This is a genomic window from Leeuwenhoekiella aestuarii, from assembly GCF_004104055.1.
Taxonomy (GTDB): domain Bacteria; phylum Bacteroidota; class Bacteroidia; order Flavobacteriales; family Flavobacteriaceae; genus Leeuwenhoekiella; species Leeuwenhoekiella aestuarii.
In genome coordinates, this window is sequence record NZ_QOVJ01000001.1 from 1,181,750 (window position 1) to 1,194,632 (window position 12,883).

A 12,883-nucleotide genomic window follows, 5' to 3' on the forward strand; every position below is an offset into this window, starting at 1 on the left:
AATTATGAGTGTTTTTAGATTTTATCTCGTATTACAAGTATTATTTGTACTTAATGAAGGTTTCTCGCAAGACATGAATCGGGAAGAATTAATATACTTAACCGCGAGTTATACAGGAGACCGTTATGAAAATGGAAGACCGAAAATCCCGAGTGATTTATTAAAAAGGGCTGAACGTATTTCAATTGATGTTGCTTGGCAAATCTTGGATAATGAAGGGTACAAAGCGCAATACGAAGGCAATTGGGAAACTCTTAATTCTGAAGTCATTGTCGGTAGAGCTGTAACCGCTATGTATCTACCTAGTCGTCCAGATGTGGAAAAGCAAATTCTGAGTAGGGGTCATAAAAATGGGAGGATAGGTAATTCTAATTCTTGGCCAATTGAACAACTAGAGAAGGATGATGTTTACGTTGCTGATGCGTTTGGAAAAACTATAGGAGGTACTTTAATTGGTGACAATCTTGCTAATGCTATATATGGGAAGACGGGTAAAGGTGTCATTTTTTATGGAGCATCTAGAGATAAAGAAGGATTAGCGATGATTGAAGGGTTTAATGCTTATGTCAAAAACTGGAATCCTACATTTCTGAAAAATGTGATGTTAGGTGGACTTAATACTCCTATTCATATTGGTGATGCAATTGTGATGCCAGGAGATTTGGTTTTAGCAAAAGCAGATGGAGTTGTTTTTATACCCGCTCATTTGGCCGAAAAAGTGATTGAAACCGCAGAGTTTATTGAGTTAAGAGATGCCTTTGGACATACAATGCTAAGAGAGGGAGTTTATTCCAGTGGAGAGATAGATAATGAATGGACAGCAGCAATAAAAGAGCATTTTCTAAAATGGATTAAACAAGAGCGCTTCAATGCTTCTTTAAGTATTGAGCAAATAGAACAATTTATGGAGCATCGAACTTGGTAATTAGAAAAAAACCTTTTTATGAAACGAAGATATTTATTAAAAACACTACCGTTACTCCCAGTTGCAGGTAGCCTATTACCGACGCCATTAAACCTAATGCATTTCAATAAAAATATATCTAAGACAGATTATTTTGAAGAATTAGGGGTTGAAAAGGTTATAAATGCTGCTGCAACTATGACGTTTTTGTCGGGCTCTTTAATGCTTCCCGAGGTAATGGATGCTATTAATTCTACCTCCAATGATTTTGCCAATATGTATGAGTTACAGGACAAAGTAGGAGTAAAAATTGCAGAAATGTTAAACTGTGAAGCTGCGATGGTTACTTCGGGTGCTGCTTGTGCTCTTGTATTAGGAACAGCGGCTGCAATTACAGGTGATGATCCGGAAAAAATTAAAAGTTTACCCAGTTTTTCGGGTTCCCGTCCCGAGGTTATTATGCAGAAAAAACATAGATATGTTTTTGATCAGGCTATAACAACTACCGGAGCCAAAATTATAGAGGTTGAGAATGTATCTGAGATGGAGGCTGCCATTAATGAGAATACGGTTATGGCATTATTCTTCAATGCTGCAGAATCTTGGTTTGGGATTGAAGATAGTATATCTCATCAGGATTTTATAAGTGTTGCCCAACGATATAAAGTGCCATCATTTATTGATGCCGCTGCAGATGTACCTCCAGTAGAAAACCTGTTTAAGTATCAGGAAATGGGTTTTGATCTGGTTACATTTTCGGGGGGTAAAATGCTCAGGGGGCCTCAAAGTTCAGGCTTACTTTTTGGAAAAAAAGAGCTGATCGAAGCTGCTAAATTAAATTTTAGTCCACACGAGGCACCTATTGGGCGTCCTATGAAAGTTAATAAGGAGGAAATTTTCGGAATGTACGCAGCATTAAAAGCATATTTAGCTAAAGACCACGATGCAGAATGGCAAATGTGGTTAGATCGTACGAAAACCATAGGTGATATATTAGGAGAATTACCAGGTATTAAAACTAGTGTCAATATTCCTTCAGGGAGAGCTAATGTATTTCCTTCATTAGATGTCTTTTGGCCCGCTGAATATAGCATTAATGCCAAGGATGTTTATGAAGAACTTAAAAATGGGAAACCTAGTATAATTTGTAATCTATCAAAACGAAATAATCGGGACATAATTAATATTGGAGTCGTTCTTTTGAAAGATAAACAGGTGGAATTAGTAGCGAAACGCTTGAAAGCAATTTTAATCAAACAATAATTAAAATGCTAATAATGAAAATAATATAGAGTACCCCTTTTTTTTTGTCTTAATAAGCTTTGGGATTCAAGCCCAGTCTAAGGTGAAAATTTCAAAACTAAAAGAAGGTGACATTTTAAAAGTTGGACCACAATCAACAGAAGATTTAAAATACGTTAAACCTTCAAAAGCAAATTTCATTATCAAAAATGAATGACTAGCAAATAAGAAAAGGTTATTTATAAGAGTGTCGAAGTACTTAGCGTTAACAATGAAAATAGAGACAAACCTTTTATCACCGTTAAGTTTACTTAAGGAAAAGCAGCTAATACTTTTGATTATTTTGAAACCGTATTAAAACATCCAATTGACTCAGGAGAACTCTTACTATAGCTTTATAAAGGCTTTGCCTAGTTAAACTGAGTAAGGCAATAGATATTTTATAAGCACAATTTCACAAATAGAAATTGTGCTTTTTTTTTAATAATTGATCAACAGGAAGTATGGTTGTAGCAAAAACTCAACATATCTAGAGGTTCTGATAAAGTATATATTAAATTCTTAATTTTTGGAAACGACTAAACTATACTGAATAAACCCCATTTCCCTCCATTCCGCAAAAGGCCTGTCTTGAGCAAAGTCGAAGGGCTTCATTCCAGAAAAAGAGGTTTATTCCAAAATCTTGAACCCAATCCGGAAAAGGATTGCGTTCGCCTGATCCTGCTGACTTCAAGTTTGCGTTTTACAAGAAACTTTTAACCAACTTCAAAGCGGTAGTTGAACATCCTGTACAGCACTCATTTCCTTTTCGTTTAAGAACTAAAATTTAGCCGGAGCCGCTTTGCATAACCAGGCTCCCCTGTCGCACTTTTTATAAAAGCGCTTCCTTGCTAAATTTTAAAAGGAAGTCTGTCGAAAAGGAAACGCGATGGCGCTATGGGAAGTAAATGGAACTGCAATCCAGATCCTCTTTTTCGTTGCCTTGATCTTAAAATAGGAGGTGATTGAAGTGTTCTGAGCTGGATGGAACACCAAGAAAAACGCTCCAGATATAATAAGTAAATGGGTTTGCTCCTCATTTAATTTGACAGCATTTGATATCAAAATTAATGCGGATTTTAATTGATAACTTAGGGTGTAAAAGTTATCGTTTTGAGGAGCGAAGCGGATAAAAATGAAAAGCAAGAGGATAACCCGCTGCGCGAGGTTACGGTATACATTTTATAAATTAAGTTGTTGGTAATCAGTTGATTGTTTGTTTTTTTAACTGATTGGTCTTTAGATTTTTGCGACAAAAGCTCTGGGAGCCCCTATTTTTAGTGAAGATTTTGCGACAAATCGATTTATTCTGCTTGCACTTAAGGCTGAAGATTTTTTATAAAACCAATTGAGTTCCGAATTTTGATAATTATCTCCAAACAATAAAGAGTACTACAATGAACTGGATGAAAATAGATTTGAAGACTGAGATAGTAAGGATTTTTAGATACTCTAAGTTCAAGTCTATTCTTCGATCGCCGGATTAGATCTTTACCTGTGTGGAGTTATAGCAATCTTATTTTTTGCCTTATTAGTATTCTATTCATTGAATTGAAATTTGGAAATAACCCTTAATCTTTCACGTGCCAAATCATAAATATTTGTACTTCAGTTTGATCGTATGAAAACCCATCAAATACATAATCGAATCTTTTTTATAATTTTTTTTTGGAAAAAGGGGATCATATAAAATATAATACTTAATATTACACTGTATTAGTAAAGTAATACAGTAAAACAGTCTATATATGATTCACATTGACTCTTTAGAATTTTCACATGTAAAACATGACAGGTTATTTAATGACTTAGGATTTCAAGCAGAGCCTGGGAGCATTACCGGTCTTTTAGGAAAAAATGGTGCCGGGAAAACCAGCTTATTAAAACTAATCGCAGGGATATTATTTCCAGATAAAGGTAATATTCAGGCCCTGGGCTATCAACCTAAAAAGCGACATCCGGATTTTTTAAAACAAGTCTATTATCTGCCTGAAGAGTTCTATCTACCCAGTACATCAGCAACAAACTACATAAAAGCCAATAGCAGTTTTTATCCAAAATTTGATCACGAGTTGATGCGTAGTCAGCTGCTGGACTTTGAAATCCCAATTAAAAATTCATTGGATAAGCTATCTTACGGGCAAAAAAAGAAGTTCTTAATCTCCTTCGCCCTTTCGACCAAATGCAGCCTGCTCATATTAGATGAGCCTACAAATGGTTTAGACATTCCCTCAAAAACGCTTTTTAGAAAATTGCTCGCGGGAGCACTGGATGAGAATCAATTGGTACTTATTTCAACGCATCAGGTAAAAGATGTGGAGAATCTTATTGATCGTGTCACGATATTGAACGACGGTAAGATCAGCTTTGATCAGGATATTCTCAGTATATCTGATCATTTTCAATTTACAACACTACCCAATTTAGATAACCAAACACTATTGTATAGCGAGAGAAGTCCCAACGGTTATAAGGTTATTTTGGATAACCCGGGTAGTAATTCGCAGGTAGACATTGAATTGTTATTTAACGCCATCACTCAAGGCATAAAACTGGAAGGACTATGAAAACAGGATCTATTTTTAGTGCTTCACGCCTTTTCCGCCTAAGCAAAAGACACTTTTTACACAACTATAAAGTTCTTTTGACCGCCATTCTTGTAGGTTTCGGTATTTCCTTTTTAATAATTGCCTTCCTACAATTTATGAACGGAGCGAATCAAAGTGGAAATACAATGTTCATAGTAATCGGAGTTTTAGGCTACGCGCTCTTAGGTGGTTTCTATATTAGTTCTTCCTTTTCGTATTTTAGAAATAAAGAGAAGGCTCAGGATTATTTAATGTTACCCGGGACCGCCTTAGAAAAGTATTTAGTTGAGTTTGTATTCTACCCTCTACTTTACTTGTTGCTATTCCCTATGCTTTATCTTCTAGCCTACGAGCTGAGTACTTCATTTATATCTATAATTAAACCCCACTTCATTCCATTCAATCTTAAGGAAGAATTTTATGAAATTTTGGTTTTAGAGGGTTACTATACAGAGGATGGAGTTCCAATAACTTCACGAGTAAACTTTTTGATTTTATGGGTCACAAGTAGTTTTTCTCTTGCTATGGCCTTCTTTCTGGGAGCCTCAGCTTTCAAGAAACAGGTAATGCTCAAAACACTATTAGGACTAGCTATATACTTTGGTCTCTGCTCGTTACTACTCTATTATTTAATGGTTGAACTAAAATGGAGTAATTACGATATAAATGACACCAAAACATTTCTATCTCCAATTGGTTCAGAAGATCATTCCCCAAAACCTATAATTAATTTCTTTAGCTATTGGATTCTTTCTTGGGGTATTCTATTTAGTGTCGTATCATTCTTTAAGCTCAAAGAAAAGGAGGTTTAGTATGGAATTTGACAACAATCAAAGCATATATATTCAGATAGCCGATACCTTATCGGATCGGATCATTAACGGAGAATATAAACCTGGCGAGAAAATACCATCTGTACGTGAACTGGCGGCAGAAGTAGGCGTAAATCCCAATACCATTATGCGAACCTATACCGAGTTACAATCCAAAGAAATTATTGAAAATAAGCGGGGAATCGGCTACTTCGTGACTCCTCAGGCTCTGGACTGTATTCTACAGGAACGAAAGAAAATCTTTTTTAATAAGATTTTACCTCAGTTTATTAAAGAAGCCTCTCAATTAGGAATTAGTTCAGAGGAACTTAAAAATCATCTGGATCTATAGATCCTTAAAACGCTAAAAAATGAAATTAAGTAATATCATATTAGGGAGCTTCTGTGCATTATTTATAATCTATGTTTTTGGAGTGGCTGCAGAAATCCGATATAGAGGCGAAGAAAGAATACCCTCCTATTTAGATAATAGAGTTGCAAATTACTCAGAAGATTGTAAATCTGATTATAGAATTATTCATGATCTTCCTGCCTTTAAAATTTTGAAAATAAATAAAGTAAGTGGCGTTGCAAAAATTAAGTTTGATCCTAAAGCTCAAAATCAATTTTTAGTATATGCAGAGCGTCAGGAAAAATTACCCGAAATGGAATATCATGTATCCGGCGATACGCTTTTTATTGATAAACTAGATAAAGAAGGACTTTGTGATCAATTTACTATAGAGCTAACAGAGACTCCTCAACAAATTATCGCTGATTCGATGAAAATCAATTTAATTAATAGCTCAGCTGGTTTGAAAAGGTTAAATCTAAAAGGGTCAAACACCACCTTTCAATTATTGACCGTAAACAACAGCATTGGATCTATTGATAGCCTCACTGTTAACCTGAATAATAATTCCTCCATACATTCCCAAAGTATGGTTTTGATCGATCATTTAGAAGGAAAAGCCTGGAATAACTCTCAGATGTTATTAGGCAATGCAAAAGCGGAATCTGCACAAGTTGAAATATATGGGCAATCTCAAGTTATGATTAATGATAAGTTCTTTGATAGTGCAGATGCATCAGAGAAAATAATTTACCAGAAATCAAAGCAGTAGCATGAATGTCCTAAGAACCTATAGGAATAAGACAATACAAGCGGTTTACGATTTATGGTAATCCCAAAAAAGTTTCAACTTGGACTTCCGTTTTTCTAACACTCCCAATTTACGGACTGGGATGGGAAGGAATTATAAGTATTTGAGTTTACAGTCCACCCACGTCCGTTGTATAGGTTTTTGCATTTTATGTCGTTTATCCGTTCCTAACAATCCCTTTTCATTTAATCTTTAAGGGAAGGGTTGTATATGCTGCGTGCATTTAGTGAGTGCTATTAAAATACCTCACCTTACGGGTGTACAAGCACCCTCAGACCCTTAGGGTCAATTACGTATTTACACATCAATCGATGAGCAATTCAATACCTGCTTTTTTGGCTTTGTATTCTATTTTCTGGGTTAATTCATAATAATTCCAGTTTCTAAGCACAAAACGTTCTTGCTGTGCGGCCTCGATCTTAGCTTCCTGATTGAGCAGAATCAAGGTGCCGGCTTGTTGTTGGATACAAAAATCAATGAGCTTTCGGCTGTACACATGCAAACGGTTACTTACGTAGTTTTTTTCCAGTTCGTAAAATTTTTCTACTGCTTTAGTTTTGCGTTTAAAACCTTTTCCCGGTCTGCAATAGGTGGCTCCGCTTTGTGCTCTTTTTTGAGCAGCCTGCAGGGCTAGCCTTCTGTATAGAAATTCTTCCCTGTTGCCAATACGAAGTGTAGCTTTTCCAGATTTCACAGTAATAGGGTATTCAAGGGATAACGAAGCTTCCGCAATGACTTCCGGTTTTAGACAATGCTTTTCTTTCTCAAATTCAAAGGTGGCTAACCAATAAATTTTTTGCTTCTTCAGTTGGATTCTGGAAGTACATAATTTGATTTTGCCGGCGACTAACTGTTCCAGCAATTTTCGTTTATCGGTATAATCCTTTCCTAAATAGGTTTTTAAGGGAATGGAAAACAAACGAAAACAAAATGCTTTTTGCGCTTCGTTATAGGATAATCCATGAATGGCTACCGGCCCAAAAGGGAAAGCAATATTTCTTTTAAAATTGGCAAGCGCGCGTTCTCCTTTGCTATATTCCGGCAGGTTGTTCCGAAAGTTATTGATTATGGTATTGTTCAGGTTGGCTAAAATGTTAGTAGGGATTTCCCCTTTAAAACGATCGGATACCACCCGATAGGTGCAGTTCATTTTTGACCGATTGAGGATGCCGTCTTCCGCTTTTTTTTCATCCGCTAACTTATAGCGTATTCCTTCTGATAGGTAAAAGAATTCTTTGACCCGTTCCTGTATGTACAGATGTGAAATAATGAGATTGGCCGCTCTAAAGCTTCTGTTCTGCCAGCGGTAGAGCGTGTCGTAGACCTCCTTCTTTTCCTCTTTGGTAGGCGCATCCACCTGTAGCTGGATCTTTCGGGTGAGTTTTATCGTTTCTTTTCCCATGACTAAGCGGATTGTTGCTGATCGTGCTTAAGCTGTACCCGTTTGTAGGCAGCCATAAATTCCTGATGTACCTCCTTTAGAGAAAGGTTTAGCTCCTTTGAAATGGCTGCAAAGGAATACCGCTTTTCCGTACGCAGCTGCAAGACTTTTTCCTGTTCGCGGGTCATATTACCGGGAGCCTTTAACGCCCGGATCGGTGTGGCTTCAGCTTCGAGTGTACTTCCATTAGTAATGATATTCTTAATATCTTCAATAGCGCCTTTTACTTCAATACTGGTTTTGGCAGTGCTGGTTCCCATTGCCTGAGCTATAGCTTTATACTGAAAGCCGTATTTTAAGCACAGTTCTACCAGAAGCTTTCTTTCACTGCCCAGTAAGGGAAGTACCTTTTGAATCTGGTCTAAAGCCTGCTGATCTGCTTCCTGTCTTTGTAGGTGTGCAGCTTCTTCATTCCCCTCATAGCCGCCTAAATAATCCTGATAATTCTCGAAATAGTCTAATCGGCTTAGGTTTCGTTGAAACGCATTCCGGGGCTTGCTATATTGGTAAATACACTCGCTTTTCATTACAAAGTGTAAGAACGCATGTAGATGTTCCGGGGATTGTATGCGATCCCTTTTTTCCCATAAGATGAGAAAGGTATCCTGAAGGATATTTTCAACTGCATAGACATCCTTAAGTATGCTCCTGCCCATCCAGTAGACACTACGGTGATACTGCCTGTAAATCGCTTCAAATGCGTGTGGACACCCTTTTTTGAAGGCATCATAGTGCGTATCAAGTTGAAATCGTTTCATAAGCTAAGTGTTCTGTTTTTCGTTTACATTCTATTCTTTTTAAGGGCATTTCGGTTTAGGCTATTAAGGTTATGCAAGGAACCGGGCTTCAAGGCATTTAGACTCCTGAAAAGGCTTTATAGCTCCGGTAACGCAGCCTCTATAAGAGGTCTAGCATCGTTTTTTAATATTTCATAGCTGTATTACGTAAACCAATCGTTTTTAGTTAAGCTCAAGCCTTCCCGCCGGACTCCAGTCACAACCGTGAAGGTTTTTGAGCTTAACAGCTTCTCTTTTTCACAGACCCTAAGGTCTGCAGCACTTTTTTATGGCTAATTCACCGGTGTGCTTAAACCTACCCGGTATAAGCCCAGGCCGCTATTAAAGCGGCGTTTCCCACCCAACTACAGGTTACTTCGTAGGGAAGCAACCCATAACCCACGGGTGACTTAGCGGATTATGACGTGTACCCGTAAACACGTCCTTTGTGCATAGGTGTTACCCTTATCCCCAAGCCTTTTCCTTCCGAAGTTTCGGAGAAAAGGGAGTTTGATTCTTACTGCTAGTAGCTTTAGGATCAAGAAATACTATTCTCTAGTCTCCTTTTGGTCAGTATAGTAAGGGCGTCCCGTTAAGAATTTCTGAAGCCTTGGAAGAAATTTAGGGAGGCGCTTGCGGTTTTTGCAATAGCAAAAAATACCTATCCAAAAGGCGTCGTTTCTTTTGGTTCGTTTTCTTTAGACGAGTAAAGAAAATGAACAGAACATCCTAAAGAACCTCTAAATGCTTAAACCCAAAGGGTTTCCTGAAACTTGTAAACTCTTATAGACAGTCTCACTTAAGAAAACAAAAACAACACCTCATCTATACCATAGGCAAAATCATATTAAAAAAATAAACACATCACCCCGTGCGGGATGCCGGCCAATATGGCCTATATGATGTAGGGGAAAAAGGGTGCGAAGCTTTATAAAGAAGAATACAAAAGCTCTGAAAGTGGAGTGTAGGCCCAATACAAAAAGGCGCAGGTCTCAACTTATTGAACAGAGGTACTGGTATACCTAACAGCAATAAGTGAGAGCCCACGCCCGGGTCGTGAGCATCCCTGCTTATCATCTCGCTGTTTAAAAATTACCAGTTTTCTGTTCGAGATTCAAAGCGAATGCTTCTAATATTTTACTTAAAGAAGTTTCGCAAATATATAATTATGAGTCAAATATAAGATTCTTTTACTTAATGCGGAAGAACTTCCGCATTAAATTTTAATTGATATTCTTCCTTTGTTAAATATGAATATCAATTTTCTAATAAGTAATGCCATTTCCGAATGGATTAAAGATGCCAAATCAAACCGTGACTTTGCACTTAATCATAATATTGATGAGAAAATTGTAAGAAGAATTCTTGACGAGAAGGAATATCGTATTCCGGTTGAAACTCTAAAAAGGATTTGTGATGCACGTCAATTAAAATTGTCTGATTTCTTTTCTGAGATCAAAGAATAGTTCAGTTTAATTTTCATACACTCTTCTCAATCCTATGCATTTAGTGGGCTTTGCCTAGGGGGTACTATAATGCTGTCTCACCTACTGAATTGAAAAGTAAAAAATGAAATTTGTCTTTTTGTGACAGAATTTTTCTTTCGAAACATCCTAATTATCTTTGCCTAAAAATCTTATTTATGAATTTCGAAGAAGCATTAAAACTCAAATCAGAAAAAGAAATTAAAAACTCAAGTGAATTTAAAATTGTGTGTCCACACTTTATTGAAGACCCAATTGGAAATAAAAAATTTAGAGATGATATTCCTAATTTCAGATTAACAGACTTGGATGCGAAAAAATACTCGACCAACGGAAAATATGGTATTATGGATATAAATATGAATGTTTTTAAACAATATCGATAAAATTTCAATAACCGATTTCCGCAAGTAAAACGTTGAATTATCACTTAAACTCTGAATTTAGCTAGTTACAGAATGGTTTTCTCAAACGGAATTGAATGAATAATTTGAGCTATGAAAAAACAACGAAATGGTAAAACCGTGAATATTATTGCTAGTACTCGCCTCCTTAAGCAGATCTTACAGAATTTCTATTCATTAGTATTTGCTAAATTAAGTGATCAAACACCCCACTAAGTATATATTAAAAGTTACCTGTAAGCTGACAAAACCATAATGACAAATATAGAATTACAAAAACATAATGATTTCTTGTTAAAACAAATGGAATTAACAAGAAAAAGAATTATTCAACCTGTTTATCGTGGTGACTCTCTTAGAAACCTATGTTTTAGATTAAATGTTGAGTTTAATGAGACTCAAACCGATACTGAAACTCTATTGAATAGGTTGTTTATGGTTGGAGAAAAAGCTCAAAGATATTACACAGATAATGAAAATTTCCGAATCGAAGATGCTGAAGATTATGTGTTTGACAGAATTATTAAGTACTACAATGATTCTATCAAAAGCAAAAATAAGCACACTTTATTCTTTTTTAAGCAAAACAAAAATTTCACTGATTTTTTTTCAAATAAAGTAAACAAGAAAATTTTTATTGAAAAAATTGAGAACGCAGGTTATCAAGAAAGACTTAATATTAGGAATTATTATTTAACCATTTTACATCAGCTTGCTGCAATTAATTATAAAAAAAAATCTCATTTTGTTTCAACAACAAGAGACTACGAAATTGCCGAAATGTTTGCTAACGGAAAACGAGAAAAAAGTAGAATTATATTACATTGTTGGCTTCCAAAAAAAATAAATAGAAATGCTGTGTTAAAATATGGCTTACCAACTTATACTTTTCATCCCTATCAATATCAGAGAGAATATTCAATATTGGGAGGAATTTTACCACATTTTATTTCTGGTTTAGAATTAATTGAATCCAGAGAATTTTATCCAAATCCAAATATTTTTCTTCAAGAAATCAAAAATTCAACTTTTTTAGAGGGTATTAGAATAAATCAACAAGATTTTCACAACATTGCTGAATTAACAAATTATAAAATAACATTATCAACGGATGGAGATAAAACATGGGAAAACTAAAATCCAGAAGTTAACAAAGTATGCTATGAAAATCACTAGGCCTGTTCTTTCCAGTTTTTCTTATTTTAAACAGTTTCTTGACCAATAAGAATTCAATAAAAGCTTAAATAACCTCGATCTAGGTATTGAGTAACATCTGTAATTTCAACCAGATATCCAATTCAAACCACTGATGAACAAATTCAATTTATTAAGCCAAGCAACAGCGATAAAGCTATTTAGAACAACTAGTGCTATTGTTGAGTATGTCGTCATTGAAGAAGAATTAAATGAATTATTCAATTACTGCATCTTACTCCAAGAGTCGACACAAGATAAAATTGATCAATTAGTTAGTGAGCGTGAGGAGCTTGAAAAAGAATCTTATAAACGTTTTGAATTTGATGGCATACAATTCAAGAATATAGATACTATTGACGGAATTGAAAATTTCGAAATTCCATCTTGGAATGCCCTGTTTGAATTTACAGTACCTATGAATCAAATTTTACTCATAAGTATATTCTTGGAAAAATCACTAAAATCTTTATGTGCTGAATATAGTCCTAATAATGATTCTACATATTATGATGGTTATAATCTCAAGATTAAAAGGAATAGACAAGAAAGTCTCATCTGCACCTATATTAAATACCTTGAACAACAATGCGGATTGAAAAACGTATCAAATCCAACCATTGAATATTTAAATCAAAATATCAGACCGCTTAGAAATTCTTTTGTACACGGTGATTGGATGACTATTAAAAGATATACTGAAGAAATTGATATCAATGAAGTTTTTATTTCCGTTTCAAATCTATTTCGAATCATTGAAGAAAAGTATCTAAATAAATCCAATGCGAATATATAAGGGCGAATGTGGTCTTATTAAGGTATTCGTTTTATTATTT

Annotated in this window: 12 protein-coding genes; 10 read left to right on the forward strand and 2 right to left on the reverse strand. The window is 35.5% G+C overall.

Translation table 11 applies throughout. The features are described from left to right. Positions 1 to 4 precede the first annotated feature (4 nt). The 6 genes from DSM03_RS05205 (at position 5) to DSM03_RS05230 (ending at position 6,709) form a co-directional block, all read left to right on the forward strand. Positions 5 to 925, forward strand: coding sequence for an RraA family protein (locus DSM03_RS05205; RefSeq protein WP_236643934.1), 921 nt, complete (start codon positions 5 to 7; stop codon positions 923 to 925). A gap of 18 nt (positions 926 to 943) precedes the next feature. Next, positions 944 to 2,167, forward strand: a complete 1,224-nt coding sequence (locus tag DSM03_RS05210) for an aminotransferase class V-fold PLP-dependent enzyme (protein WP_128759933.1) — start codon at positions 944 to 946, stop codon at positions 2,165 to 2,167. A gap of 1,766 nt (positions 2,168 to 3,933) precedes the next feature. Next, complete coding sequence (locus DSM03_RS05215) at positions 3,934 to 4,752, forward strand: ABC transporter ATP-binding protein (protein WP_128759934.1); 819 nt, start codon at positions 3,934 to 3,936, stop codon at positions 4,750 to 4,752. After that, positions 4,749 to 5,585, forward strand: a complete 837-nt coding sequence (locus tag DSM03_RS05220) for a hypothetical protein (RefSeq protein ID WP_128759935.1) — start codon at positions 4,749 to 4,751, stop codon at positions 5,583 to 5,585. Before DSM03_RS05215 ends, DSM03_RS05220 begins: the two co-directional genes overlap by 4 nt. Position 5,586: 1 nt before the next feature. Further along, positions 5,587 to 5,937 carry a GntR family transcriptional regulator gene (locus tag DSM03_RS05225; protein ID WP_128759936.1) on the forward strand — a complete coding sequence of 117 codons (351 nt, stop codon included), beginning with the start codon at positions 5,587 to 5,589 and terminating at the stop codon, positions 5,935 to 5,937. 19 nt (positions 5,938 to 5,956) lie between these two features. Further along, a complete protein-coding gene (locus DSM03_RS05230) occupies positions 5,957 to 6,709 on the forward strand; it encodes a hypothetical protein (RefSeq protein WP_128759937.1) in 753 nt (250 codons plus the stop codon). Positions 6,710 to 7,052: 343 nt separating this feature from the next. Here DSM03_RS05230 and DSM03_RS05235 read toward each other — a convergent pair whose 3' ends face one another. Together DSM03_RS05235 and DSM03_RS05240 are read right to left on the reverse strand one after the other, a co-directional pair. Continuing rightward, complete coding sequence (locus tag DSM03_RS05235) at positions 7,053 to 8,150, reverse strand: hypothetical protein (protein WP_128759938.1); 1,098 nt, start codon at positions 8,148 to 8,150, stop codon at positions 7,053 to 7,055. 2 nt (positions 8,151 to 8,152) lie between these two features. Beyond that, the gene (locus DSM03_RS05240; RefSeq protein WP_128759939.1) at positions 8,153 to 8,947 is read right to left on the reverse strand and encodes an RNA polymerase sigma factor; all 795 of its coding nucleotides are present in this window, start codon (positions 8,945 to 8,947) and stop codon (positions 8,153 to 8,155) included. 1,268 nt (positions 8,948 to 10,215) lie between these two features. On the opposite strand from DSM03_RS05240, the gene DSM03_RS05245 reads away from it, so the two are divergent. The 4 genes from DSM03_RS05245 (at position 10,216) to DSM03_RS05260 (ending at position 12,843) form a co-directional block, all read left to right on the forward strand. Then, on the forward strand, positions 10,216 to 10,431 hold the full coding sequence (locus tag DSM03_RS05245; protein WP_128760113.1) for a transcriptional regulator: 216 nt from the start codon (positions 10,216 to 10,218) through the stop codon (positions 10,429 to 10,431). Between the two features lie 176 nt (positions 10,432 to 10,607). Next, positions 10,608 to 10,835, forward strand: a complete 228-nt coding sequence (locus DSM03_RS05250; protein WP_128759940.1) for a hypothetical protein — start codon at positions 10,608 to 10,610, stop codon at positions 10,833 to 10,835. 273 nt (positions 10,836 to 11,108) lie between these two features. Then, positions 11,109 to 11,990, forward strand: coding sequence for a hypothetical protein (locus tag DSM03_RS05255; protein WP_128759941.1), 882 nt, complete (start codon positions 11,109 to 11,111; stop codon positions 11,988 to 11,990). Between the two features lie 172 nt (positions 11,991 to 12,162). Further along, positions 12,163 to 12,843, forward strand: a complete 681-nt coding sequence (locus DSM03_RS05260; RefSeq protein WP_128759942.1) for a hypothetical protein — start codon at positions 12,163 to 12,165, stop codon at positions 12,841 to 12,843. Positions 12,844 to 12,883 lie beyond the last annotated feature (40 nt).

Bases quoted from the DNA above. Each gene is read 5' to 3' on its own strand.
- DSM03_RS05205 (WP_236643934.1), top strand. From the start codon at position 5: ATGAGTGTTTTTAGATTTTATCTCGTATTACAAGTATTATTTGTACTT.
- DSM03_RS05210 (WP_128759933.1), top strand. From the start codon at position 944: ATGAAACGAAGATATTTATTAAAAACACTACCGTTACTCCCAGTTGCA.
- DSM03_RS05215 (WP_128759934.1), top strand. From the start codon at position 3,934: ATGATTCACATTGACTCTTTAGAATTTTCACATGTAAAACATGACAGG.
- DSM03_RS05220 (WP_128759935.1), top strand. From the start codon at position 4,749: ATGAAAACAGGATCTATTTTTAGTGCTTCACGCCTTTTCCGCCTAAGC.
- DSM03_RS05225 (WP_128759936.1), top strand. From the start codon at position 5,587: ATGGAATTTGACAACAATCAAAGCATATATATTCAGATAGCCGATACC.
- DSM03_RS05230 (WP_128759937.1), top strand. From the start codon at position 5,957: ATGAAATTAAGTAATATCATATTAGGGAGCTTCTGTGCATTATTTATA.
- DSM03_RS05235 (WP_128759938.1), bottom strand. From the start codon at position 8,150: ATGGGAAAAGAAACGATAAAACTCACCCGAAAGATCCAGCTACAGGTG.
- DSM03_RS05240 (WP_128759939.1), bottom strand. From the start codon at position 8,947: ATGAAACGATTTCAACTTGATACGCACTATGATGCCTTCAAAAAAGGG.
- DSM03_RS05245 (WP_128760113.1), top strand. From the start codon at position 10,216: ATGAATATCAATTTTCTAATAAGTAATGCCATTTCCGAATGGATTAAA.
- DSM03_RS05250 (WP_128759940.1), top strand. From the start codon at position 10,608: ATGAATTTCGAAGAAGCATTAAAACTCAAATCAGAAAAAGAAATTAAA.
- DSM03_RS05255 (WP_128759941.1), top strand. From the start codon at position 11,109: ATGACAAATATAGAATTACAAAAACATAATGATTTCTTGTTAAAACAA.
- DSM03_RS05260 (WP_128759942.1), top strand. From the start codon at position 12,163: ATGAACAAATTCAATTTATTAAGCCAAGCAACAGCGATAAAGCTATTT.